This window comes from Paenibacillus sp. IHB B 3415 (genome assembly GCF_000802655.2).
In the GTDB taxonomy this organism is placed as follows: domain Bacteria; phylum Bacillota; class Bacilli; order Paenibacillales; family Paenibacillaceae; genus Paenibacillus_AQ; species Paenibacillus_AQ phytohabitans.
Genome location: NZ_JUEI01000076.1, coordinates 1 through 23,822, shown reverse-complemented (window position 1 = coordinate 23,822; position 23,822 = coordinate 1). Strand labels below are relative to the sequence as shown.

The 23,822-nt window shown below is 54.1% G+C and carries 21 protein-coding genes; 14 read left to right on the top strand and 7 right to left on the bottom strand.

The features are described from left to right. Nucleotides 1–8 precede the first annotated feature (8 nt). On the bottom strand, nucleotides 9–1,550 hold the full coding sequence (locus QW71_RS28390; protein ID WP_039307301.1) for a response regulator: 1,542 nt from the start codon (nucleotides 1,548–1,550) through the stop codon (nucleotides 9–11). Nucleotides 1,551–1,760: 210 nt separating this feature from the next. On the opposite strand from QW71_RS28390, the gene QW71_RS28385 reads away from it, so the two are divergent. Together QW71_RS28385 and QW71_RS28380 are read left to right on the top strand one after the other, a co-directional pair. Further along, complete coding sequence (locus tag QW71_RS28385; RefSeq protein ID WP_047014029.1) at nucleotides 1,761–2,111, top strand: hypothetical protein; 351 nt, start codon at nucleotides 1,761–1,763, stop codon at nucleotides 2,109–2,111. Between the two features lie 153 nt (nucleotides 2,112–2,264). After that, nucleotides 2,265–2,819, top strand: a complete 555-nt coding sequence (locus tag QW71_RS28380) for a UbiX family flavin prenyltransferase (RefSeq protein ID WP_039307295.1) — start codon at nucleotides 2,265–2,267, stop codon at nucleotides 2,817–2,819. A 117-nt stretch (nucleotides 2,820–2,936) separates the two neighbouring features. Here the strand turns inward: QW71_RS28380 and QW71_RS28375 are convergent, their stop codons facing one another. The 6 genes from QW71_RS28375 to QW71_RS28350 form a co-directional block, all read right to left on the bottom strand. Continuing rightward, nucleotides 2,937–4,328 carry an ADP-ribosylglycohydrolase family protein gene (locus QW71_RS28375; RefSeq protein ID WP_039307293.1) on the bottom strand — a complete coding sequence of 464 codons (1,392 nt, stop codon included), beginning with the start codon at nucleotides 4,326–4,328 and terminating at the stop codon, nucleotides 2,937–2,939. Next, complete coding sequence (locus tag QW71_RS28370; protein ID WP_235441576.1) at nucleotides 4,271–5,272, bottom strand: nucleoside hydrolase; 1,002 nt, start codon at nucleotides 5,270–5,272, stop codon at nucleotides 4,271–4,273. The genes QW71_RS28375 and QW71_RS28370 overlap by 58 nt, the downstream gene beginning before the upstream one ends. A gap of 451 nt (nucleotides 5,273–5,723) precedes the next feature. Beyond that, a complete protein-coding gene (locus QW71_RS28365) occupies nucleotides 5,724–6,659 on the bottom strand; it encodes an ABC transporter permease (protein WP_039307290.1) in 936 nt (311 codons plus the stop codon). Further along, the gene (locus tag QW71_RS28360) at nucleotides 6,656–7,702 is read right to left on the bottom strand and encodes an ABC transporter permease (RefSeq protein ID WP_039307289.1); all 1,047 of its coding nucleotides are present in this window, start codon (nucleotides 7,700–7,702) and stop codon (nucleotides 6,656–6,658) included. The genes QW71_RS28365 and QW71_RS28360 overlap by 4 nt, the downstream gene beginning before the upstream one ends. Then, nucleotides 7,695–9,257 carry an ABC transporter ATP-binding protein gene (locus QW71_RS28355; RefSeq protein WP_039307286.1) on the bottom strand — a complete coding sequence of 521 codons (1,563 nt, stop codon included), beginning with the start codon at nucleotides 9,255–9,257 and terminating at the stop codon, nucleotides 7,695–7,697. Before QW71_RS28355 ends, QW71_RS28360 begins: the two co-directional genes overlap by 8 nt. A 132-nt stretch (nucleotides 9,258–9,389) precedes the next feature. Then, on the bottom strand, nucleotides 9,390–10,526 hold the full coding sequence (locus tag QW71_RS28350) for a BMP family ABC transporter substrate-binding protein (RefSeq protein WP_039307284.1): 1,137 nt from the start codon (nucleotides 10,524–10,526) through the stop codon (nucleotides 9,390–9,392). Nucleotides 10,527–10,853: 327 nt separating this feature from the next. Between QW71_RS28350 and QW71_RS28345 the strand changes: the two genes are divergently transcribed. The 12 genes from QW71_RS28345 (at nucleotide 10,854) to QW71_RS28290 (ending at nucleotide 23,452) form a co-directional block, all read left to right on the top strand. Beyond that, nucleotides 10,854–11,609 carry an AraC family transcriptional regulator gene (locus tag QW71_RS28345; RefSeq protein WP_039307282.1) on the top strand — a complete coding sequence of 252 codons (756 nt, stop codon included), beginning with the start codon at nucleotides 10,854–10,856 and terminating at the stop codon, nucleotides 11,607–11,609. A 291-nt stretch (nucleotides 11,610–11,900) separates the two neighbouring features. Further along, nucleotides 11,901–13,244, top strand: coding sequence for a UbiD family decarboxylase (locus QW71_RS28340; RefSeq protein ID WP_039307280.1), 1,344 nt, complete (start codon nucleotides 11,901–11,903; stop codon nucleotides 13,242–13,244). Between the two features lie 51 nt (nucleotides 13,245–13,295). Continuing rightward, nucleotides 13,296–13,562, top strand: coding sequence for a BMC domain-containing protein (locus QW71_RS28335; RefSeq protein WP_039307278.1), 267 nt, complete (start codon nucleotides 13,296–13,298; stop codon nucleotides 13,560–13,562). A 742-nt stretch (nucleotides 13,563–14,304) separates the two neighbouring features. Continuing rightward, nucleotides 14,305–15,711, top strand: a complete 1,407-nt coding sequence (locus QW71_RS40655; protein WP_160311850.1) for a hypothetical protein — start codon at nucleotides 14,305–14,307, stop codon at nucleotides 15,709–15,711. A gap of 72 nt (nucleotides 15,712–15,783) precedes the next feature. After that, nucleotides 15,784–16,221, top strand: a complete 438-nt coding sequence (locus QW71_RS42055; protein WP_063776476.1) for a BMC domain-containing protein — start codon at nucleotides 15,784–15,786, stop codon at nucleotides 16,219–16,221. Nucleotides 16,222–16,488: 267 nt separating this feature from the next. After that, entirely contained in the window at nucleotides 16,489–16,770 is a 282-nt protein-coding gene (locus tag QW71_RS28320; protein ID WP_019908484.1) for a BMC domain-containing protein, read from the top strand. 8 nt (nucleotides 16,771–16,778) lie between these two features. Next, a complete protein-coding gene (locus QW71_RS28315) occupies nucleotides 16,779–17,531 on the top strand; it encodes a hypothetical protein (RefSeq protein WP_039307269.1) in 753 nt (250 codons plus the stop codon). 16 nt (nucleotides 17,532–17,547) lie between these two features. Beyond that, nucleotides 17,548–17,829, top strand: a complete 282-nt coding sequence (locus tag QW71_RS28310; RefSeq protein ID WP_039307265.1) for a EutN/CcmL family microcompartment protein — start codon at nucleotides 17,548–17,550, stop codon at nucleotides 17,827–17,829. Nucleotides 17,830–17,832: 3 nt separating this feature from the next. Further along, nucleotides 17,833–19,647: an adenine deaminase gene (locus QW71_RS28305; RefSeq protein WP_039307264.1), complete on the top strand. Its 1,815-nt coding sequence runs from the start codon at nucleotides 17,833–17,835 to the stop codon at nucleotides 19,645–19,647. A gap of 31 nt (nucleotides 19,648–19,678) precedes the next feature. After that, the gene (locus QW71_RS28300; protein WP_039307263.1) at nucleotides 19,679–20,362 is read left to right on the top strand and encodes a cyclase family protein; all 684 of its coding nucleotides are present in this window, start codon (nucleotides 19,679–19,681) and stop codon (nucleotides 20,360–20,362) included. 24 nt (nucleotides 20,363–20,386) lie between these two features. Next, nucleotides 20,387–21,037: a DUF1989 domain-containing protein gene (locus QW71_RS28295; RefSeq protein WP_047014028.1), complete on the top strand. Its 651-nt coding sequence runs from the start codon at nucleotides 20,387–20,389 to the stop codon at nucleotides 21,035–21,037. Between the two features lie 183 nt (nucleotides 21,038–21,220). Further along, nucleotides 21,221–23,452 carry an AraC family transcriptional regulator gene (locus tag QW71_RS28290; RefSeq protein WP_039307261.1) on the top strand — a complete coding sequence of 744 codons (2,232 nt, stop codon included), beginning with the start codon at nucleotides 21,221–21,223 and terminating at the stop codon, nucleotides 23,450–23,452. The last annotated feature ends 370 nt before the right edge of the window (nucleotides 23,453–23,822 follow it).

Sequence of the window (23,822 nt, the reverse complement as noted above, 5' to 3'; positions counted from 1 at the left end):
CGGCTTTCTTATAGCTGCTTGTTCTTATTGGCATTCTTGTAGACTGAAGGTGAAGAACCAACCCTCCCCTTAAACTTGTCGATAAAATAATCCGTATTCGAAAAGCCCACCTGCAGTGCGATATCCGATATCTTGAGCTGGGTGCGCTTAAGCAGGCCCTTGGCAGCTTCAATCCGTTTCTCATTCAGATAATCGCTGAAGCTCCGGCCTGTTTCCTTACGGAACAGCTGGCCCAAATAGGCTGAATTCATATGAAACTGCTTGGCAATATCCTGAAGCTGCAGCTTGCTCCGGAATTCAAGATCCACGTACTGAATGACATTATAGATCGTATTCCCTTCATTATCCGCCCGTAATTCAGCCAGGTAAGCCGCTGCCTGCAGGCAGAGCTTGTCCACATACAGACTCAGCCGGTAATAATCCGCGAGTCTGCCAAGATTGCCATACTCCGTCCGCATCGCGTTCATGATACGGTCGGGATCTCCCTGCATTTCAGCGATGCTCCGGCATAAGGTCATCTCCAGATGGGCCACCTCGGCCTGGGCAGCATCGATCTTCAGCGGCTTGGCCGTAATGGCAGCGAACGCTTCCCTGACACAACTCTGAATCTGCCCGGTCTCGCCTGCCTTGACCTTCTCCAGCACACAGGTGAAGTGCCCTTCTGCTAATTCCAGGGACTGGCCCTTTGCTCCCAGGTCGTTATAATAGAAGATTCCACCCTTCTCCCTGCGGTACTTCAATCCCCAGACCTCAAGGCTCTGTGTGTACAATTCCTGGATGGAGCGCGCCCCCTTCCGCTTGCCGCTGATCAGTACGGCCACAGGAACGCCAAGCTTCTCCGACTGTGCCCTCTGCACCTGGGCAGCGGCTGCCTCAATGGCTTCGGAGGACATCCCCGCACACCGCACAATAAGACCCGGCCTGCCCGCAGGGTCCTGAAAGACATAGCCAAGCTCACCCGGGAATCCTTCCCCATTCCCTTCATTCAGGCTCATTGTGCTTGATACAGCAGCAGCAAGTATGCACTGCAGCTCCGTCTCAGGCTGAAGGTCCATCAGTCTATCCGCTGCGCGCTCCAGCTCTTCGCTCCATTCCCCCTGAATGAACCGGTTGATCAGATTATGGACCAGGAAGTTTTGCTTCTTGCGGCCTTCCTCTCTGGAAGCGATTTCATTTTGGATGATGGCTCTGATCTTCAAGAGCAGCGCCCCGATCTCCTCATCATCGACCGGCTTCAGCAGATAGCCATCCACCTTCTGGCGCAGCGCTGTGCGGGCATAGTTGAAATCATCATATCCGCTCAGAATAACGAATCTGGGCGGGTGGTCCATCACTTCCTTCACGGCAGCAATCAGCTCGAGTCCGTTCATTACGGGAAGGTTGATATCCGTAAGCAGCAGGTCCGGCTTATGCTCCTGAATTAACCGGAGGGCCTCCACAGCGCTAAGCGCTTCGGCGCATACTTCGTAACCGGATTTCTCCCAGTCGACCATCGTCCTAAGTCCTTCAAGAACCCACGGTTCATCGTCAACAATCATGACTTTCAGCATGAGCCTCGCTCCAATCCCCGAATCTAAATTTGTCAGCAAATGAATTACAAATAATGCTAACATACAAGTTCGATGATGTGAATTACAACTTAATCAGATATCGGAGTCATATAAAGTAACATTGGTCATTTACTTTTTGCGGATATTCTCTATAATTAGGGTTAATTTTATTGATTAACCGGCATTATCTCACACAGGGAAGTGATATTCTTGACGGTAAACAGTCTTCTATCCTCCAACGAATTCAAGAAGCGCCTCTCCCGCTGCTACAATGAAGTGCATAGGGAACTGTATGGGGTGGGTGTCACACAGCTGAGAATAGACGCCGCCGGCGAATCGATGATCCTCTTTCTGGTGAAGCATCAGCGGGTAACTGCGCTGCGGGCGCTGGAAGAGAACTATCCCGAGCTGAAGCAGTCAGTGGATGCTGCGCTCCATCAGGAGTTCAAGCGGATCTTCCGGAAGAAGCTGGCCGATGAGCTGTATCTGCCCGTCACCGGTGTACTCCGGGATTATGATCCGGGCACAGGCTGGGCCAGCACGATCATTATCAGTGAATAACAAGTAGAAGCGGCGGCGTCCGGATTGTATTCTGGGTGCGCTGAATAGGCCTAAGGTTTGCCCGATTTCTGTTTACAGACTGAAGGAAGCCGTTGATTAGAGGGATACCTCTCTAGTTCAGCGGCTTCTTTTCATTTCAAAGGAGCTTACGCCATGAAAATTATCGTCGGCATTACCGGAGCCAGCGGCTCCATTTACGCTTATTCCCTGATCCGCAGCCTGCATCAGCTCGGGGCTGAAACCTATGTCATCGCCACAGGTGCCGGAGAGAATGTGATGAAATACGAGTGCGGTGCGGATATGCAGGAATTGGCCGGATATGCCACTGTGCTGTCCAATACAGATCTGTTCGCACCCGTGGCCAGCGGGTCCTTCAAAACTGACGGGATGGTGATTATTCCCTGTTCGATGAATACGCTGGGAGCTATCGCTAACGGCATGGGTGATACACTGCTTAGCCGGGCAGCCAGTGTGGTGCTCAAGGAGAAGCGGCGGCTGATTATCGTTCCGCGCGAAACCCCGCTCCATGTGATTCATCTGGAGAATATGCTGCGGATTGCCCGGGCGGGGGCGGATATCATGCCCGCTTCGCCGGGCTTTTACAATCATCCGACCGAGATCTGGGAGCTGGTGAACTTCATGAATGCCCGCGTTCTAGACGCACTGGGGATTGACCATCAGCTGATGAAGCGCTGGGGGGAAGCTTAGGAGGGCTGTGCCGGCCTTCTGCCGAAATAGGGAAGCCCGCAGCCTGTGTGGCATGGCTGGGGGGGGGGGGGGGGGGCTTCCCTGTTCTTTTGAGATACAATAATGTATGAAATAATCCTATTCTCCCAGCTCTGCACGGATCTTCAGGAACACCTGATAGCTCCGCTCGGCAACCTCCGAAATCGCAATCGGGTGGAAGCCCGGCAGATCCGCGTACAGCAGATCATTCAGCGGTGCGGTCCAACTGGCGGGAAGCCGGGCTGCGCCCAGCTTCGCTCCCATAATGGAGCCGACTGTGGCACCGTTGCAGTCGGTATCCATCCCGGCAGAGACAGAGGTAACCACGGCTTTCTCGAAGTCATTGCCGCCGTATATAAGCGAAGCTGCAACGATGGCGGCGTTGTTATTGGTATGCACCGGGTCATAATGGCTGAACCGGTCCCATAGCCTGCTGACAAGCTCCCGCTCGCTGCCCGCTTCCTGTGCAATGGCTATTCCTGTCCGCACATCCCCGGCCAGTCTGCTCGTCTGCGGAATTTCGCTCAGTCCAATCTCCACAATCCGCTCGTTATCAAGGCCCGCGAACGCAGCAGAGATCATTGCAGCATTGAACATTTCGCCGTAGATCCCGTTCTTCACATGTGAGAAGGAGGCATCCCGCCAGCCCAGCTCCGCGGCAAGCTCGGGGTTCCCGGCCACTCCATAGGCCAAGGCGTCCGCACGGATAGCCGCCCCGATCCATTCGCGGTACGGATTCAGATGCATGCGCACCCTCTCCTGCCGCAGCGGCCAATCCTCCGGCTTCTCTCCGTGCAGATGGGAGGTTTCACCGGCAAAGTTCATATAGGCCTGTGTTTCTGCTGTACATACCTGGCTGTAGGTCAGATGCCCGTGCCACAGCTTGCCGATATCCCAGGAGTCCCAGTCCAGCCCCTTTTGCTCCAGCAGCATCAGACCGAGGACCGTATAACGGATATCGTCGTCACTCTCCATGTAGCTGATCTTCTCCCGGGTACTGGTGAATGACCAGTCGCTTAAGCCCAGACCGTATTCCGCCCGGGCCGTAGAGTACTCAGGTGTATACCCTGTAATCGGCCAGGCATCCGCACCGCGGAACCACAGCTCGATGTTCTCCCAGCCGGTACGGCCGTCCTTCCCGTACAGATAATCCCAGTATTCCAGCGGCTTGCCCAGCGCACAGCCTACACTCCGGCCAAGCCAGGCTCCATAGAACCTGTCCCTCCACTCTTCCGGTGTCCAATTCACCGCTAGCTTACGCGGACCTCCGGGGCGCAGCCGTCTGATCGACGCCAGATCCGAAGGCTCCTCGTAAGGAAAGTCGGCGGCCACCGGAAGGGCCATCAGCTCCCGGTACACCTCCATGAGCTTGCCCTCATCACTTCCGGCAGCAGCCAGCTTATCTGCCAGACGGCCTGGCCGGCAGCCTTCCTCTATCCGCTGCTGCAGCTCCAGCCGCACCGTCTCCTGTAGGCGTTCCCAGCCTGCCATCCGCTACAATTCTCCCGCCGGTCTAACCGCTCCAGTGAATCAAACAGCAGCTTGATAAAGGCTTCACGGTCTACGCCGAGCAGCACCTCTGTATTGGCAGGCTGCTCCGGCTTCTTGCGCCGGTCGGCAACAGTCATCCCCCGGGTCAGCTTGCCTTCGGTTTCCACTGTTACATGCAGATGCTCCGATTCAAAAAGCTCCGGATGCAGCAGCCAGGCAATCGCGCACGGGTCATGCAGCGCATTGCCGATATAACCCATCTTTTTGCCATAGATCGAATAGAAATCCAGCAGCTCTCCGACCATTACGGATACGGGTCCACGGGTTTTCAGCTCCTGAATCTCCTCTTCAAAAATCGCCGCCTTATCCGTTACATCCAGTCCGCTCATCACAATGGGAATCCCGGATTCAAAGACAATCCGTGCCGCCTCCGGGTCGACATATATATTGAACTCCGCTGTCCGGGTCACATTGCCATAGGCAAGCCCGCCGCCCATCAGAGAGATCTTCTCGATTCTGTCCTTCACTTCCGGATAAGCGGTAATCAGGAGGGCGATATTCGTTAGCGGAGCTGTAGGCACCAGGGTAATCTTCTCTTTGGATGCGCGGATAATCTCCAGCATGAATTCTACTGCCCCTTGCTCCACCGGCTTAAAGCGGCTGGCCGGAAGCGCGGGGCCGTCCATGCCGGACTCCCCATGTGCTGCTTCTCCGGTTACCAGCTTGCCAAGCAGCGGAGCCGCCGCTCCCTTGGCCACGGGAATATCGGCATTTACAAAGCTAAGCACCTTGAGTGCATTATCGGTGATTTTATCCAGAACCTGGTTGCCGCCAACCGTGGTAATGCCCCGGATCTCCAGCTGCCCGGGATGAGCCAGCGCAAGCAGAATGGCAATCGCGTCATCATGCCCCGGATCGCAGTCAATTATGATAGGTGTTGGCATCGTTGTCGCTCCCTTGTAGGTTTAATATTGAAAAGCCGAAGGCAGCCTCGAAGGCTCCCGATATAAGGCCCACTTAAGATTTGAACTTGAAGCTTGGTCGTCACTGCGGTGAACATTTGGACTTTCGGCCGCTGTTGTCCCCAGATTTTCATGATTTGAACCGCTTTTCGCGGTAGAAATCCGGTGACAAAGGCGGTCGCTATCGCTCCTACAGTTCCAAATTAGGCTCCCGATATAAGGCCCACTTAAGATTTGAACTTGAAGCTTGGTCGTCACTGCGGTGAACATTTGGACTTTCGGCCGCTGTTGTCCCCAGATTTTCATGATTTGAACCGCTTTTCGCGGTAGAAATCCGGTGACAAAGGCGGTCGCTATCGCTCCTACAGTTCCAAATTTCCCCTACGCTTCTTTTGCTTTTCGCTAATTTCTTTAGTGCTTCTTATAGAGCTATCTATTTGACAGTCGTCTTAAGCTTCTTGTTCTTCTTCCTTGTCTCAGAGACTGCGTATATAATCAGCCCCACTACCGTCGCCACGTAAGGAAGCGTAGCGATCAGCTCCGCCGGAATCTTCAGCACCTGCAGGGCATTGGAGAGCGCATCGGCCGCGCCGAACAACAGGGAAGTCAGCGCTGTTCCTACGGTTGTGCTCCGGCCCATGGATTCAGCAGCAATCGCAATCCAGCCCCGGCCGGCCACCATATCACGGGTGAACAGCGACAAATAGCCCATCGACATGTAAGCTCCGCCCAGACTGGCGAAGAAGCCGCTGAGCAGCAGCGCCGTGTACTGGATCCGGACCACGCTGACTCCAACCGACTGGGCCGCATGCGGATTCTCGCCTACCGAGCGGATACGCAGCCCCAGCGGGGTGCGGTTCAGCAGATAATAGACCACAAGCACAGACAGAATCGAGAAATAAGTCAGAATGTGATGCCCCGACAGAATCGGACCCAGCACCGGAATATCCTTCAGCAGCGGAATCTGCACACTCGGCAGTACTTTGCTCGCCAAGGAGGTCGATGAACCCTTGTCCCCGCTGAGCAGATACAGAATAAACACCGTTCCGCCTGAGGCGAACATATTAATCGCCACACCGCCTAGAATGATATGCGTCTTGAATTTCAAGGTGAAAAAGGCCAAAATCCCGGCAATCAGCGTTCCCGACAATACCGCACCCAGCAGCCCAACCCAGGCGCTATGCGTATAGGCGCTGACAATAACACCGGCCAGAGCCGAGACCAGCATAATCCCTTCCATCCCGATGTTGATGATTCCGGCACGGTTCGAGATGAGCGCTCCCAGTGCAGCGAACAGGATAGGTGTTGTCACACGCAGTACAGAGAAGGCAAAATCCGTCGTCAGAATGACATCCAGCAGACTGTTCATGCTTCCTTCGCCTCCTTCAGCAGCATGCGGTTCTTCCAGAACTTGAGGAACTGCTCAGCGGAAATCAGCAGGATAATCACAGCCTGAATGATCGAGATCATCTCGGACGGCACATCGGACAGCCGCGCCATCAGATCGGCTCCAATGCGGATATAGGCCAGGAAGAGCGCAGAGACAATGACAGAAAGCGGATTGTTCTTGGCCAGCATCGCCACCAGGGCACCATCCAGGCCGTAGCCCGGCAAAGAAGTCCACTGAAAGCGGCTGTACATCCCGAGTACTTCCACCGAGCCGCCCATACCGGCAATAAACCCGGCGATCAGATGCACGAGAATGATAACCTTGGCAGTCTTCATGCCCGAGTAACGGGCAAACTCCCGGTTGACGCCTGTCATCCGCAGTTCATAGCCCCATTTGGTCCGGTAGAGGAACAGATGGGCCAGTACAATCAGCACCAATACAATAATAAGTCCGGTATGAATCCGTGTGCCTGCAAAAAGCTTGCTCAGCTGCGCAGTTTTCTCGAATTTAAACGAAACGTTGGCGAAGGCCTTGGCATCCCGCAGATGATAGTTCAGCAGGTATAGCCCCACCCCGAACAGGATATTATTGAACATCAGCGAGGTCACCAGTTCATTGGCGTTCCACTTCGCTTTGAGAATTCCGGGAATGGCTGACAGCAGCGCCCCTGTGATAGAGCCTGCTAATATCGCCACCAGCGGATGCAGCCAGCTGTTCAGGCTGAGATGAATCGCCAGTACAGAGGCCACGACACCGGAGAAATAAAAGATCCCCTCTGCCCCCAGGTTGAACATATTGGCCCGGAACAGCAGCGAGACGGCAAGGCCAGTGAACATCAGCGGAATGGCCATCTCAATGACATTGCCGATATGCCCCTTGGTGGAGAACGGCTCCAGCAGGAAAATACCAATCGTCTTGAGCGGCTGGTCACTGACCAGCGAGATGATCAGGAATGCGATAATCAGCGCAATAACAATAACCGCTGCCGTCCGGATTGCCTCAAAATATTTAGCTCTAAACATGATTTAAGGCCCTCCCGGTCTGCTCTTTGTCCTGCCGGTTAATTCCCAGCATATAGAGTCCCAGCTCTTCCTCACTCACGGCAGAAGGATTGTCGAAATACGCAACGATCTGCCCCTCGTACATCACAAGAAGACTGTCGCTCAGCTCCAGAATTTCATTCAGATCCGCCGATACCAGAACTATGGCGCATTTGTCCGAGCGCAGCTCCAGCAGCTTCTGATGAATGAATTGCGCGGCCCCGATATCCACACCCCGGGTCGGCTGCTCAGCGATCAACAGCTGCGGATTCGTGGAGCACTCCCTTGCAACGACCACCTTCTGCATATTGCCGCCGGACAGCATGCCGACCGGCTGCCGGGTGCCGGAGCAGCGCACTTTGAATTCTTCTACCAGCGATGACGCCAGAGCAGCAATTTTGGAGCTGTGGAGAAAAGGCCCCTTATTCATATCCTTCGAACGGTAGCGCGTAGAGATCAGGTTGTCGGCAATGCTGGCGTCTCCGGCGGAGCCCTGCCGCATCCGGTCCTCCGGGATATAAGATACGCCCAGGCTGCGGATGCCCAGAATATCCAGCCCGCGGATATCCGTGCCTTTTACACTAACCGCCCCACTGCCGGAGACGCCGCGCAGACCACCGGTCAGCGCTTCAATCAGCTGCGTCTGCCCGTTCCCTTCGACGCCGGCGATGCCGACAATCTGGCCTTCGCGGACCGAGAAGCTAATCTCCGCGAGGAGTGCTTTGCCCTGACTGTCCGAAACAGCCAGCTGCTCCACCCTAAGCACCGGCTTGCCGTGCGGAATGCTGTCCTTGTCGTACTTCAGCACGACATCGCGGCCGACCATCAGCCTGGAAATTTCCTGCTCCGTCACCTCGCGGGTCTGGAAGACTCCTTCGCTCCTGCCGCCACGCATAATGGTAATCCGGTCACAGATTGCTTTAACTTCCTTCAGCTTGTGGGAGATAAACACGATGGTGTGGCCCTGCTCCTTAAGCTGCTGCAGCTCATGGAACAGCTCCTCAGTTTCCTGCGGAGTCAGCACGGCGGTCGGCTCGTCGAGGATGAGGATTTTGGCCCCGCGAACCAGCGCCTTCAGAATTTCCACCTTCTGCTTCATGCCGACTGACAGATCCTCCACCTTAGCCCTGGCGTTTACCGAGAGGTTATATTTGCGTGCCGTTTCCTCCGTCAGACGCACCGCTTCACCAGCATTGAAGCCCACACCTTTCCTAGGCTCCATGCCCAGCACCATATTTTCGGCCACAGTAAAAGAAGGCACCAGCATGAAATGCTGATGAACCATGCCGATGCCGCGGTCAATTGCGTCCTGCGGGGACTGCAGCTTCACTTGCTCTCCCCGGATATAGATCGCGCCTTCACTCGGCTCCTCCATCCCAAACATGATTTTCATCAGAGTCGATTTACCGGCTCCATTCTCTCCCGCGATCGCATGAATTTCGCCCTCCCGCAGGGAGAATCCGACATCCTTATTGGCAACAACGCCGTTCGGGTATACTTTGGTGATTCCCCGCATTTCCAGCAGAGCATTTGCCATGGGTCATCAACGCCTTTCAACTTGGGTGGTCTGCAAAAATAGGCAGCTGGAGCTCTCCCAAAGAGAAGAGCCTCCAACTGCAGAGCTGCATAAGCCAATTTCATTTTATAAAGCTATCTTTGATCAATAATCTTAAGGCTTCACGGCATTGCGGATTGCTTCGACTTCAGCCGTTTCCATGCCCATCGCATTGTCGACGTTAACTTCCTTATTAATCAGCTTCTGCTTCACTTCTTCCACCTTAGCCTGAAGATCAGCAGGGAATACGTCTTTGTAAATGTCATTCTCCGCAATGCCTACGCCGTCTTCAACGAAGCCTAGCACATCGCGTTTGCCCATCTCAAGCGTCCCGTCCTGCAGTTTTTTCACTGCGCCGAGAATGGCCGTATCGATCTTTTTAATCGCGGAAGTGACAATCAGGTTTGCCTTTTCACTATCCGTATCTTTTAGCAGCAGCGCCTGGTCCGAATCAACACCGATAGCATATTTAGTCTTTTCCTTGGCTGCATCAAAGATTCCCAGTCCCGTACCGCCGGCTACGTTGAAAATAATATCCACACCCGAGTTGTACTGAATCAGCGACAATTCCTTGCCTTTGGCAGGGTTCACGAAATCTCCGGCATAGGATACCGCTACCTTCACATCCGGATCAACATACTGTGCGCCCTGGATGTAACCCACCAGAAAAGCATTAATGCCGGGGATATCCATCCCGCCCAGGAATCCGATCACATTCTCCGGGTTGGCATTCGGCATATCAGACTGTGTTGCAAGTGCGGCTGCCGCCCCTGCCAGGAAAGAGACCTCGTTGGTCGAATACGACATGTTGTACATATTTTCAGGCGCTTCATCGATATCGGTATCGTAGTTGATGAATTTTTTATCCGGATTCGCCTCAGCCGTTGCATTGAACATTTCCGTAATTTCCGAGCCGCCCGAGATGACAACATCCCAATTTTCAGCAGCAATATCATTAAAGGTAGGTTCCCACTTCGTCTTGTCCGCGCCCATTTCCACCACTTTCGTTTCCGCGCCGAGCTCGTCCTTCACTTTTTGCAGGCCGCTGTTCGCCGCATCAAAAAACGACTTGTCGCCCAGCGTTCCCGGAATAAGCAGCACCACCTTGAGCTTGTCCCCTCCAGCAGCCTCTCCGCCTTCAGCATTCGTTCCCGTATTGGCAGTATTTCCATTGCCGGACGTGTTGTTTCCGCATGCAGTGACCAGTACCATAACCGCCATCAGCAATAAAGCGAACATCTTCTTTTTCATTTTCTAAGTTCACACCCCTGTTTTGTAATAGATCAACGCCGATAAAATAGCATAAAGTTCCAATTACACGTTTTGTCTAACGGATAGCATCGGGCAGCATGAATAAAAGACGGTTGAAATTCTGAAAACAAGCAATTTACTTTGAAAACCAAACATTTCATGTTACATTTCTCGAAAAAACCGCATAAATCCGAACAAGATGGCCAGTCCAGTTGAGAATCTTCGGTTTAATTGATAAGATCATAACAAAAGAAAAGATAAATATTTATATATTTTCGGTCATCTTTTTGTACGATTCGGCTAAATGACGATAAAGGGAGGCTCATCATGGACCGTGTTCTATATATTGTAAATGCAGAGCATGAAGCAAATACGTATATCCCCCCGCATCAACATGAATGTTTCGAGCTTGTGTATTATATCCATGGCCAGGGAACCTGCAGCATTGGACCGCGCAGCTATCATTTCCGGCCCTTCACCTTCGGCCTGATTCCGGCCGGTTTCAAGCATGACGAGAATCATCAGCCCAGCCCGGAGGTGCTGTTCGTCGGCTTCCATTGCGGCAATCCGATTATCAATACACTATCCGGCGTTTTTGACGATGATAAGGAACATACCGTACTGCAGACCCTGCAGCGGATGAATGCGGAATTCAAGCGCAAGCGCGACGGGTTCGCCGAGCTGCTGAATCTGCAAATGAGCGAAATTACCGTGTATCTGCAGCGGCTGCTCGCCGCCTCGGATTTCCATTCCCCGGCAGAGGATCAGATGCAGTATGTGCTGAATTATATGAATGAGCATTACCGCCATAAGCTCTCCGTGTCCTCTCTGGCAGAAATGTCCGGTTATAGCTACGACCGCTTCCGGCATCTGTTCAAGGAAAGATTTGGACATTCCCCGCACCGTTATCTTGTACTGAAGCGCCTGGATTATGCCAAATCTCTGCTGCTGCATACCCAAATGCATATTTCGGAGGTCTCTTCCGCTGCCGGATTCGTTAATGATGCCCAATTCTGCAATATGTTCAAAAGAGAGAGCGGACTCTCCCCGCGTACTTTCCGCATCAGAAGTAAGGTCATGTAATATAACATTAGTCATTTACTTTTCGCTTTTTTTCACTATAATGGAACTTAAGCTTACGTGATGATGACTTATACCGGCTGATCCCGATTATATCCAGATCCGCTGCCCCAATATAAGGTTCGCCCCATTTCTGTTCACAGAATGAAGGAAGCCGCGATTTAGAGAATCTTTTTTCTCTATGTCTGCGGCTTCTTTTTTTATTCCCTTTTTGGTAGGTGCGCGAGCCAAGGCACGCTGAAGCTTCATGGTGTGCAGTACAACAATTAACGATGTGAAGGAGGTGCAGCCTGGATGGCATTCATGAATATGCGGCAATTGCTGGAGCACTGGGAACGCAGCGGCAGACTGCTGAAGGTCCGCAAGGAGGTGAACCCCAAGTTTGAGCTCGGGGCCGTAATTAAGGCCGTGAAGGGCAGGCAGCCCATGGTCTTCCAGAAGGTAAAAGGCTATTCCGTCCCGATGGCAGCCGGTCTTGGCGGCTCCAAAGAGCTGCTCGCCGAAAGTATGGGCATGCAGCCGGAAGACTTGCTGCCACGGCTGATCGAGGCCGTTGTTCATCCGCTGCCTACGAGAAGCTGTGAGCAGGCTCCGGTACACGACAACGTGATTACGAGCCGGATTAACCTGCGGGAGCTGTTCCCGGTCTGCACCTATAACGCCTTGGACAGCGGAGCTTATTATGTCTCCGGGGTGATGGTCGTCAAAGGCGCGGACGGGCAGAAGCGCTACACCTCCATCCGGCGGATGCAGCTGCTGGACGGCAACCGGACCAGCATCCTGATCTCCTCCCCTGAATTATTCCAGCAGTACAGGGAATTCGAGGAACGCGGTGAGCCGATGGAGGCGGCATTCATGTTCGGCATCGTCCCGGCAGTCGTGCTGGCTTCCCAGGTCAGCACCCACCTGTTCCATGCCGATAAGCTGGAGATCGCCTCTGCCCTGCTCGGCCAGCCGCTTGCAGTAGTACGCTGCAAGACGATCGATCTTGAAGTGCTGGCCGAGGCCGAGGTTGTATTCGAGGGCCGGATTCTCCCCCGGGTCCGCGAACCGGAAGGTCCGTTCGGCGAACTCGGCGGTTACTACGGCCCGCGCACCGAGCAGCCGGTCGTCGAATTCTCTGCTGTCACCTACCGGAACAACCCGGTCTGGCAGACCATTCTCCCGGCCAGCTATGAGGAGAAGCTGCCGATGGCGATTGCACGCGAGATTGCCCTGCTGAGCTCCGTCCGCCAGGTCGTCCCCGGTGTCAAAGATGTTCACATCACCATGGGCGGCGTCGGGCGTTATCATGCGGTTATCCGCATCCGAAAGGTGCAGGAAGGCGACGGCAAAACCGCCCTCCTAGCCGCCTTCGCCGGCGACAAGGATCTCAAGCATGTGGTCGTTGTCGACGAGGACGTCAACCTGCTGGACCCGCTTGATGTGGAGTGGGCGATCGCCACCCGTGTCCAGGCTGACCTCGACACCTTCATTATCACTGGAGCGAAGGGTTCTCCGCTTGAGCCCTCGCACAATCTGCGCGGCGTCACCGCCAAAATGGGCATCGACGCCACCTTCCCGCTGGCTGAAGCGGAGCATTACCAGCGGACCTCTATCCCCGGCCAGGAGGAAATTGAACTGGCCAGTTATTTATAGACGAAGAAGCCGGATCATCGAGACACAATTTAGCTTAACAGGAGGTGGATCATGCAAGCGATCGGATTGATCGAGACCCGGGGACTAACCCCGGCCCTTGAAGCACTGGATGCGATGTGCAAAGCAGCAAATGTGAAGCTGGTCGACTTCAAGCGCGTCGGCTCCGGACTTATAACGGTTATCGTCGAAGGCGATGTCGCCGCAGTTCAGGCAGCCGTGGAAGCCGGCATCGCCGCTTCCCCCCGGACGGGGGGACAGCTGATTTCCTCCAACGTCATTCCCCGGCCGCACCCGGATCTGGCGCGGATGCTGCTGTAGATGGATTGAACTATAGAACTATGTGCATGCACCTAAGACTATAGCTAACAGGCAGCAAATCAGCGGTGACCGGAGCAAGCCGGTTCTAAAGGGCGGGTAGCAGGAACTGCAAGAAACGGTTCTGCAGCTGTATGTAAATAGCCATGAAGCTGCGCTGGCTATACACAACACGTGTGGCACTCTACCCGAGGACTAACTCGTTACTCTCCGGCCCGCTGCACGGCAGCGAAACGAGCTAACTTATGTACAGCTGTAAGTACTACCTCCTAGCCGCTACTGTGAGTACATCCGTAAGTACTGTGACTACTACTGTAAGTACATCTGTAAGCACTGTGAGTACTATCTCTGTAAGCACATCTGTAAGTACAGGTCTAAAAGTTGTACGTTTTACAACTTAGATACCCCGATACTAGGGAATTCCTAAGGATTGTTGTATGAAATACAACAATTGTCCGCTTAGCAGCTTGAATATGGGAGGAAATGTTGCCTTTTATACAACAATTCCGAATTAAGCTCGATTTCACGAGGGAAATGTTGTATTTTGTGCAAGATTTTCGTTAGTGCTTAAAGTTCAGCTTATACAGACGCTATATATATAGTATTCTCCCCATAATTAGTGGGACGTTTTTCCGTTTGGCAGCACTTCTCTGCGTGTGAACAACGCGAACCAAGTTGTCTGAAAAGTTGTCTGAAGGAAACCTATACTGCGCGCATTAATACTTAGTTTAGGAGGTGATTTCCCTTGTCCAATTTCATGAAGAGCATTGTTGCCGAGGTTTTGGAGCGAAATCACCCTGCTGCTGCTGCTCTCACTTCCGTTACTTCACCCGTTACCGTTACTATTCCAGCTCCGGCGCTTGCTTCTGTCTTTGCTCCCGCTCCGGCTTCCGTTTCTTATGCTACGGCTACTCCTGCTGCTTCTGCTGCTCCGGCTGCTCCGGCTGCTCCTGTTGCTTCTTCTGCTCCGGCTCCGGGTGCGACTGCTGCTTCTGCTTCTTCTGCTCCGGCTTCTGTTTCCGCCAGCCCTTCCTGTTCAGCAGGCAAGCAGGCGGACTGCCCGGACACTTGCAGCAGTCCCCGGGATTGTCCGCAACCTCCGGGCGGGATCAAGCGGGTCAATTACCAGCGGGAGCAGGCCGGGAAGAGGCTCGCATTACTTGGCCTGCCCGGTGATCCCGGCTCCACAGGGTCACACGGATTACCAGGATCACACGGATTGCCCGGCGCATCCCCTACTCCAGTCCGGTTGCCGGATAACGCTGCACAACTCAGCACCAGACATCTTCCTCAGGAACTGCCGGCAGCATCCACAGCTACCGGACGATCCCCGGCAGCAGCTGTTCCTGGGGATCACCAGAGCTTTGCCGAACGGTATCTGTCTCCTCTGCTCTTGCGCACCCTTCCTACCGGGAGCGTGCATTCTTCCGGGGGCTGGCAATCTTCCGGGAGTGGGCAGTCTTCGATTCCAGCCGGAGATATTCCCTGCCGGTCCGGCGGTATCCCGGGGGCTGGCCCCACCCGGACGATGGATTCACTGGCAGTGTCCTATGACCGGAATGCCGCTTCACCGGACACTCCATTCCCCCTCATCCAGGATGGAACTATGGATGCCTGGATGTTCCCTGTAATCAGCAGTAGGCTCCGCGTGGTGCTCGGCACTGCCGGCCGCAGCTACAGCTCAGCAGGCATACTAAGCGTTCCTGTCTGTCATCCGGGCCAGCTGTTCGCCGCAGAAGAACTGCTGGGCAGTGATCCTGCTCTGGAAGCAGATATCCAGTGGGGCGCCAGCGGCGGGAGCTTTGAGCTGCGGCTGTTCAGCAACGATTCCGCCAAGCTGGACCGCTTGCTGACGGAGCTCACCGGAATCCTGCAGCGGGATTCCGCCCGCCGGGTCCGGGTATACAGCAGCCTGCAGCCCGGTCCGCTGCTGCGGCGGCATCTGGCTGCAGGCCAGCAGGAGGCCATTGCCGTAATTGATGCCGCCTCACGCTGGAGCAGCATCAGCCTCGCGGAACAGCTGCTCAGCAGCTGCCCGGATGCAGGCCTTAGCCTCCGCGCCGAGCGCAGCTTCTGCATAATCAGCGGAACCTCCGCTCAGCTGGCAAGCGTGCCTGGGTTAACGCGCCTTGCAGACCAGCAGCAACTCTGAAAAAGCAGTCCTGCCCTGTCGCCTAAGCAGCCCTAAAGACTAAGCCCATCAATAACAAAGGAGGTGCCCGTGATGCAGGCACTCGGATTGATTGAGACTCTCGGATATACCACCGCCGTCTCCGCCGCAGATGCGGCCCTGAAAGCGGCGAATGTGCAGCTGATTGCCGTTGAGAAGGTTATCGGCGTCGGCGGTTCACTCGGTGTGACCATTCACTTAAGCGGTGATGTCGCTGCGGTCGCTGCGGCAGTAGATGCGGGCAAGGCTGAAGCCCGGCGGATAGGCACAGTCATTTCCGCCCATGTCATCGCCAAGGCCCACGAAGATGTGAACCGCAAAATACTGTCCAGATTCCTGCCGGGCCTGCCGGCAGACTCCAAGACGACAGACGCCGGAACTACATCGGACGGAGCCAAATCTGCCGCACCTGCCATACTTGCCGAAGCTGATCAAACCGACCAAACCGGAACTGCCAGTACCTCGGCCCCGGATCTGCCAGAAATTGAATAAGCACTAACAATCTACCTATCTACCTATCTATCTATCTATCTGTCTATCTGCCTGCCTGCCTGCCTGCCTGTCTATCTGTCTATCTGTCTACCTACCTATCTACCTATCTATCTACCTATCTACCTATCTATCTATCTGTCTGTCTATCTGCCTATCTGTTCGTCTGTTCGTCTGTCCGCCTGTCTATCTGTCTTATCCCCTTACTGCGTGTCTCGTTTCCGGCAGGGCATTTTTGAATTACAACTAAATTATTGGAGGTTTTTTATAATGGGAGAATCACTCGGATTGATCGAAACTAAAGGTCTGGTAGGCGCAATTGAAGCAGCGGATGCAATGGTGAAGGCAGCAAACGTAGAAATCTGCGGGTATGAAAAAATCGGCTTTGGTCTGGTCACGGTTATGGTACGCGGGGACGTAGGCGCCGTAAAAGCCGCTACGGATGCGGGAGCCGCCGCCGCCAAACGGGTCGGTGAACTGGTATCCGTTCATGTCATTCCCCGTCCGCATAGTGAAGTGGAACGCGCCTTGCTCTCCAAGGGTATTGAATAAATACTCCCATGGACAGCCGGCATAGCACAGTTGCGGAGAATGCCCTGCTGGGATTGTCTTACCGGTCCAGAACGGCGGCGCTGAATGAGGAATACCCCCGGGTGCTGGTGCTGCTGGCCGGCCATTTTATCGGTATGGAGGAAGGTTACTCTGCGCTGCGGAGCTTAAGTACGGAGAAACTCAGGCTGCGCTTATGGGCGGAAGATCAGCTGCTTGAAACCAAAAACGCCGGAGAACTTGCACGACAAACCGGAGTAGATGACCTTATCCCCCCCGGGCAGGCCCATAAACTCTCTCCTGCCGATGCTGACGCCTTGTTGATTCCTGTACTATCGCTGTCGCTCTTGTCCCGGCTCGTGCAGCTGGACACTGGGCATCCGTTCGTGGCTCTGATTGTAGAAACGCTGTGCGCCGGCAAGCCGGTTGGCGCGCTAACTCTCGGAGCGGAGCCGGAGCATTACCGCTGGAGCGAACAGGGTTTATCTCAGGCCAGTCCGCTGCTGAAAGAGAAAATGCGCAGCATGGTGACCGCCATATCCGGCTACGGAATCAGGCTCCTGGCGCCCAGCGATCTAGGAAGCTGGCTGTCTTCCAGCAATGAACCGCCGAGGAAGCAGGTTCTGACAGAGGAGAATATCATCGCAGCCCTCAAGCTGGGCAGAACCTCCATTACTCTGAACGGCCCGGCAGTCATTACCCCGCTGGCCCGGGACACGGCCCGGCAATACGGAATTGAGATTATCCATGCAGGATTTGAATAGAAGAGGTGACGATCACATGAAGCTAGGAATCATTACAGGACACGTCGTAGCTACACGCAAAGATGAGAATCTCGTCGGTGCCAAGCTGCTGATCGTACAGCCCATTCTTCCCGATAACACCCCTGCGGGACAGCCGCTTATTGCGGTTGATACTGTAGGAGCAGGCATCGGAGAGACCATTATCTATGCAGTGGGCAGCGTGGCTTCAAGGGCGTCGACGCATCCGAATGCTCCTATAGATGCCGCAATTGTCGGAATCGTGGATAGTGTGGATTGTCCCAGAGCAGGAGGCTTGTAGATTATGCTAACAACCGATATCAAAGATGCGATTCAGCGGCGGCGGATGATTGATGTGCTGCTCTCCGGCCAGCTTCATGCCGATCTGGTGCTGAAGGGCGGCTATATTATCAACGTAATCACCCGTGAGATTTACCCCGGGGATGTAGCTATTAAAGGTGACCGGATTCTTCTTGTCGGCGAGGCTGATAAACTGATCGGGCCGTCCACAGTAGTCGAGGATATGCGCGGTAAATTTATCAGTCCGGGCTTTATCGATTCACATATGCATTTTGAAAGTGCGATGCTGACAGTTACGGAGTTCTCCAAGCTGTCGATTCCAACCGGAACAACCACGCTGGTGGCTGATCCCCATGAGATTGGCAATGTGCTGGGCGTTCCCGGAATGAAGGCGATGATTGAAGAAGCGAAGACCCTGCCTAACCGCGTGCTGTTCACCGTACCTTGCCTTACACCCGATGTGCCCGGTCTTGAGACCGCAGGCGCAGATATCGGCTCCAAAGATATGCAGGAACTGCTGAATGACGACCATGTTCAGGGAATCGGCGAGCTGCAGGGCTTCAGCAACGTCCATCCCGTATACCGCAACGCCCCTTACCTGATCGATGATCTGCTCGCTTCAGTGTCCTATGCCAAGGCTATCGGCAAAAGCATTGAGGGCAACGCCCCCGGCCTGTTCGGCCAGGAGCTGGCTGCCCACATCATCTGCGGCGGCGGCCATGTCTCCTGCCATGAGACAACGACCAAGGAAGAAATGATGGAGAAGCTGCGCTACGGGGTCAGTGTATTCATGCGCGAAGGCTCCTCGCAGCGCAATATGGCGGAGTGCATCCGGGCAATCACTGAGGAGGGTATGGATTCCCGGCGGGCCATCCTGGTCTCCGACGATATGGTGCCGGAGGATCTGCTAAAGCACGGCCATATGAATGATATCATCCGCCGGACGATCGCCGTCGGCATTGATCCGGTTGAGGCAATTCAGATGGCCACAATTAATCCGGCTACCCATTTCGGCTTCCAGGATATCGGCGTGCTGGCTCCAGGCAAGAAGGCCGATATCGCCGTCATCAGCGACCTGACGAACATGACCATTGACGAAGTCTATATCAGCGGAGCCAAGGTTGCCAGTGATGGCGAGCTGACCCGCAAGATCCCCTCCTATATCTATCCGGACTCTGTTAAAAAGTCTGTAAAGCGCAAGCCGGTTAAGCTGGAGGACCTTCATCTCTCCGCTGAAGGTGCCCAAGGAACCGTCCGGGTCCGCGCCATCGGGGTCATCCCCGACCAGAATCTGACCGGCTCCGGCATCTACACCGCCGCTGTGAAGGATGGCGTTGTGCAGCCCTCTGTCGAGGACGATCTGCTGCCCTTGCTCGTCGTAGAACGGCATGGCCGCAGCGGCAAGATCGGCAAAACCTTCGTCCGCGGCATGAAGCTGAAGGCCGGCGCCATCGCCGAAAGCGTAGCCCATGACACCCATAATATTATCGTCACCGGCACCAATTACGCCGATATGGTGACTGCGGTCAACCGCGTCATCGCGATGGACGGCGGCATCGCCATGATCGAAGGGGGTAAGGTCGTCGGCGATCTGCCGCTGCGCATCGGCGGACTGATGACCGATGAGCTGACCGGCAAAGAGATGAGCGCAAGAATTACCGAGCTGCACCGGCTGGCCCGCGAGGAGCTGGGCTGTACGCTGCATGTCCCGTTCATGCATCTCTCCTTCCTGTCGCTGGTCACCAGCCCGGCCTGGAAAATCACCGACATCGGCCTGATCGACGCCGATGCCTTCACCGTGCTGCCGCCGCTCGCCTGAGCCCGTATTTTAAATGAAAGGAGTACGCTACATGGGGATTCAAGTGATTGATCTCTCACAGGAAATCTATCAGGGAATGCCGGTTTTTCCGCCGCATCAGAAGACGATGATCTTCCCCAATATGAGCCATGAAGAGAGTAAGAACAAGCTCGGCTTCGAGTTTGCCACGAACAACCTGCTGATTAACGAGCATGGTCCGACCCACAGCGATGCGATTTACGAATATGATCCGCACGGGCCGACGATTGATGAGATGCCGCTGGAGTATTTTTACGGACCGGCCGTCTGCCTGGACCTCTCCCATATTTCACCGGACGCTTACATTACCCGGCCTGATCTGGAACAGGCGCTGCGCAAAGACCATCTCCATCTGGATAAAGGCGATATCGTCCTGCTGTACACTGGACATTATAACCGTGCCTACGGCACTGAAGAATGGCTGACCCGCTATACTGGCCTGGATTATGAAGCGGCCGGATGGCTGGCGAAGCAGGGGATCATTAACATCGGCATTGATGCGCCTTCTATTGACAACCCGCTGGACCCGCTATTTTCCGGCCACCTGATCTGCCGTGAGTACCGGATGACCAATACCGAGAATCTCTGCAATCTGCATCTGATCGCCCAGAAGCGTTTCCTGTATTTCGGACTTCCGCTCCGGATCCGCCGAGGCACCGGCTCCCCCATCCGTGCCGTCGCGGTATTCATAGAATAAACAGATGAGGCAGGTGACTGTACCGTGACCACAGACAAGGTAATTGAAGAAATCCTGGTACCGGCTTACGAGGGAAGAAGCGCGCGGGTCCGCCAAGGCCAGACGCTCTACATCATCGATACCGAGGGCAAGCAGGTGGGCGATTTCGTCTGCTTCAATGCTGAGGACCCTGACGAGCATGTCTCCCCCGTACACATGAGATCCTCGCTCAGCAGTATCCGGCTCAAGCCCGGTGACGGTCTCTACAGCAACCGCCGCAGACCGCTTATGCAGCTGATGGAGGATACGGTGGGGAAACATGATTTCTTTTTTCCGGCATGCGACTATTACCGCTATAAGATCGACTTCGGGCTGGAGGAGCATCCGAACTGCCATGACAATCTGCAGAAGGCGCTGCATAAATATCAGCTGGGTCACAAAGAGCTGCCCGATCCCATCAACTGGTTCATGAACAATGCACTGGACGGGAATCTCGACTACGTTATCCAAGAACCGCTCTCCCGGCCCGGCGATTATGTTGCGCTCCTGGCGCTGACCGATGTGATCGTCGCCCTCTCCTCCTGCTCGCAGGATCTGGCCCCGGTCAACGGCTTCAAGGTAACCCCGCTGATGATGCAGATTACTGAACCAGCTCCGGCTGTACCCCCGCTTTACCGGGATATACCGTATCGTTAAAACTGCACTCTGGTAGCTTTTGTACACAAATCTTGCATTTGTTCACTGCCGGATTCTCCATCCTGTTCACTGTTGTAACCTTGCTCTACTGTCCCGTTCATGGTATGCAGCTTATAATTGTACTATGAACAATATAGATCAGGCCGGTATCGCCAGAGTACACAGTGAATCAGGGGGCTGTTTATGGGACTGCACAAACTCGGCAATCGAAGAGCATTGTACAGCAGATTATTAGTCAGTATTACGCTTTGCGTCTCCTTAACTTTTCTTGTCTCCACCATCATCTATTACAACTACTATATCGGTGTGGAAAAGAAGCAGGCCTTCCAGTCCGACCTCGGCAACCTCACGCAGACCAGCAGGGAAGTCGTTAACATGACCGATGCTGCGCAATCGCTTTCTTTTCAAATTTACCGCAACAGTACGATCTCCAAAATTGTTTTCTACGACAAGCCCGATATCTATGATGTCACGGCAGCCATGTCCGAGCTGGGCAATTACTTAAGCTCCATGCCTTACATTGAGTCTATATATGTCTATAATCCCAAAAGCGGACAGCTGTATATTGCCTCTTCCCACGGGCAGAACGGTGTATTTACTGAGCAAGAGCTGGTAGACACCCCTATTCTGGATATCCTGGGCCATTATCAGGACTACAAGGCCTTCACACCGATTCCCAGAGTGTATTCCAATGGTGCGCGGGAGAATGACCAGGTTCGTGCTTATACTTTTTTGTGTCTGGATGCCATCGGCTGGGACCGGGCCATCAACTCTGCGGTAATCGTTAACATCTCTGCCCCCTGGATCAATAAGGAAATCACCAGTCCTATTAATTCTGCCAGCGCCACTTACATTCTGGACGATCAGGGGGCTTTCCTGTCCGGCAACAGCCTGAAGCAGCAGGAGCTCTCCCCGGAGGAAGCCGGATGGATTGAACAGCGGATCAAAGGCCAGGAGGCGGGTTATTTCATCGGGCCCTTCGGAGGCGTGAACTCGCTGATTTCTTATACTGCACCAGATGACTTAAGCTGGCAGTATGTGCGGATTACCCCCTACGACAACATTACTGAGCATACGAATACTATCCGCAACACCACCCTGCTCATTGCAGCTCTTGTTCTGGTGGCCGGCATCGGCCTCTCCTGGATCATGTCCAGAAGCCTGTATCTGCCGATTGACCGGATTGTCAGCGAGATGAACATTCTTGAAACGGAGAAACGCGACAGCATGTTCATGATCCGGCAAAATACACTGCGCGATCTCATTCTCGGCCTCAAGCCGTTGCAGTCTATTCAGCAGGTAGAGAAGCTGCGCCAGCTCGGGATTCACTTCACCTTCAATGATGATTTCCGCCTGATCCTGCTGCGGATTGATCACTACAAAGAGTTCAGGGAAGCCCGCTCTTCCTACCTGCTGGCCTCCAAGTTTGCCATTATGAATATCGCTTCGGAAATTTGCGGCCAGACGTACCGCGTCGAGACTGTCGATATGAATGATGACGGCATCCTTGTGCTGCTGAACATTATCGATCCCGTGGAATATACGGATACCGGGCTGATTGAGGCGCTGCTCCGGCAGATCCAGCAGGCCTGCTCCGACTATCTGAAGCTAAGCCTTACCCTCACCTACAGTCATATTGACCATAACGCGGGCCAACTGCACCAGCTTTACAAGCAGGTCCGGGAAGCATCGAATCACCGCCTGTTCTACGGACATGGCTGTATCATTAACGCCCAGGACATATGTGCTCTTGAGTCCAGTACGTATCATTATCCTACCGACAAGGAGAAGAAGCTCACCGATGCGCTCCTGAGCGGTAAACTGGAGGACGCTGCCGGGCAGTTCAGCAGCATTATCCGGGAGACCGAAGCCTTTCCCTTCCAGACGGTGCAGTTAACGGTATCCAGACTCAGCGTGACGGTCAGGGAGATCGTGAATACTGTCCAGAAACGTAACCGTTTACAATCTGACGGAATCAGCGGACTGCCTTGCCTGGATTCCATTGAGACCATTGACGAGCTGGAGGAGGCCTTCTCCGCTCTCTTCACTGCATTGCGCGAACAGCTGGATGAGAAGAAGAACTCCAAGCAGCATGATCTGATCTGCCAGATTAATAGCAAGATCAACGAGGATTACATGAAGCCGAACCTAAGCCTCAACCAGATTGCTGATGAGCTGGATATGTCACCGATCTATATCAGCCGTCTTTACAAGCAGCAGACCATGAACAGTATCGTCGATGTCATTCTGGAGGTGCGGATGCGCGAGGTATGCGCCCTGCTGGAGAATACCGACCTGCCGGTAACGAGCATTGCCGAGCGCTGCGGCTTCACCAGCAGCTCTTATCTGCACCGGATGTTCAAGCGCAGCTTCGGTACGACGCCTACGGATTACCGGCGTTCGAAGAATGCTTAGATAGTTGACTCATTAATGTTCTGGGAGTGCCTGCTATGCTGGCAGTTCCGGCAGTTCTGCTGTAGCAGTTCCAATTCTAGTTCCTGTTCCAGTTCCAGTTCCTGTTCCAGTTCCAGTTCCAGTTCCAGTTACAGCTCCAGCTCCAATCCAGTTACAGCTCAAGTTACAGCTCCATTCCAGTTCCAGCTCAAGTCCCAATCCCATTTCCGGTCCCAGCTCGCTCCAGCTCCAGCTCAAGTTCCAATCCAACTCCAGTTTCTATTCTGTTCCCGCCAGGTTCCCATTGAAATTGGTTGTGACAAGCTAAATGTTGTACGTATTATAGGGCTGTTGATTAGCCAAAAAAAGGTAGAAAAAAGGCCGCTTATTC

What these genes read in the sequence shown, in the direction of transcription:
- QW71_RS28390 (WP_039307301.1), bottom strand. Translation starts at nt 1,550, where the DNA reads ATGCTGAAAGTCATGATTGTTGACGATGAACCGTGGGTTCTTGAAGGA.
- QW71_RS28380 (WP_039307295.1), top strand. Translation starts at nt 2,265, where the DNA reads ATGAAAATTATCGTCGGCATTACCGGAGCCAGCGGCTCCATTTACGCT.
- QW71_RS28375 (WP_039307293.1), bottom strand. Translation starts at nt 4,328, where the DNA reads ATGGCAGGCTGGGAACGCCTACAGGAGACGGTGCGGCTGGAGCTGCAG.
- QW71_RS28370 (WP_235441576.1), bottom strand. Translation starts at nt 5,272, where the DNA reads ATGCCAACACCTATCATAATTGACTGCGATCCGGGGCATGATGACGCG.
- QW71_RS28365 (WP_039307290.1), bottom strand. Translation starts at nt 6,659, where the DNA reads ATGAACAGTCTGCTGGATGTCATTCTGACGACGGATTTTGCCTTCTCT.
- QW71_RS28360 (WP_039307289.1), bottom strand. Translation starts at nt 7,702, where the DNA reads ATGTTTAGAGCTAAATATTTTGAGGCAATCCGGACGGCAGCGGTTATT.
- QW71_RS28355 (WP_039307286.1), bottom strand. Translation starts at nt 9,257, where the DNA reads ATGGCAAATGCTCTGCTGGAAATGCGGGGAATCACCAAAGTATACCCG.
- QW71_RS28350 (WP_039307284.1), bottom strand. Translation starts at nt 10,526, where the DNA reads ATGAAAAAGAAGATGTTCGCTTTATTGCTGATGGCGGTTATGGTACTG.
- QW71_RS28345 (WP_039307282.1), top strand. Translation starts at nt 10,854, where the DNA reads ATGGACCGTGTTCTATATATTGTAAATGCAGAGCATGAAGCAAATACG.
- QW71_RS28340 (WP_039307280.1), top strand. Translation starts at nt 11,901, where the DNA reads ATGGCATTCATGAATATGCGGCAATTGCTGGAGCACTGGGAACGCAGC.
- QW71_RS28335 (WP_039307278.1), top strand. Translation starts at nt 13,296, where the DNA reads ATGCAAGCGATCGGATTGATCGAGACCCGGGGACTAACCCCGGCCCTT.
- QW71_RS42055 (WP_063776476.1), top strand. Translation starts at nt 15,784, where the DNA reads ATGCAGGCACTCGGATTGATTGAGACTCTCGGATATACCACCGCCGTC.
- QW71_RS28320 (WP_019908484.1), top strand. Translation starts at nt 16,489, where the DNA reads ATGGGAGAATCACTCGGATTGATCGAAACTAAAGGTCTGGTAGGCGCA.
- QW71_RS28315 (WP_039307269.1), top strand. Translation starts at nt 16,779, where the DNA reads ATGGACAGCCGGCATAGCACAGTTGCGGAGAATGCCCTGCTGGGATTG.
- QW71_RS28310 (WP_039307265.1), top strand. Translation starts at nt 17,548, where the DNA reads ATGAAGCTAGGAATCATTACAGGACACGTCGTAGCTACACGCAAAGAT.
- QW71_RS28305 (WP_039307264.1), top strand. Translation starts at nt 17,833, where the DNA reads ATGCTAACAACCGATATCAAAGATGCGATTCAGCGGCGGCGGATGATT.
- QW71_RS28300 (WP_039307263.1), top strand. Translation starts at nt 19,679, where the DNA reads ATGGGGATTCAAGTGATTGATCTCTCACAGGAAATCTATCAGGGAATG.
- QW71_RS28290 (WP_039307261.1), top strand. Translation starts at nt 21,221, where the DNA reads ATGGGACTGCACAAACTCGGCAATCGAAGAGCATTGTACAGCAGATTA.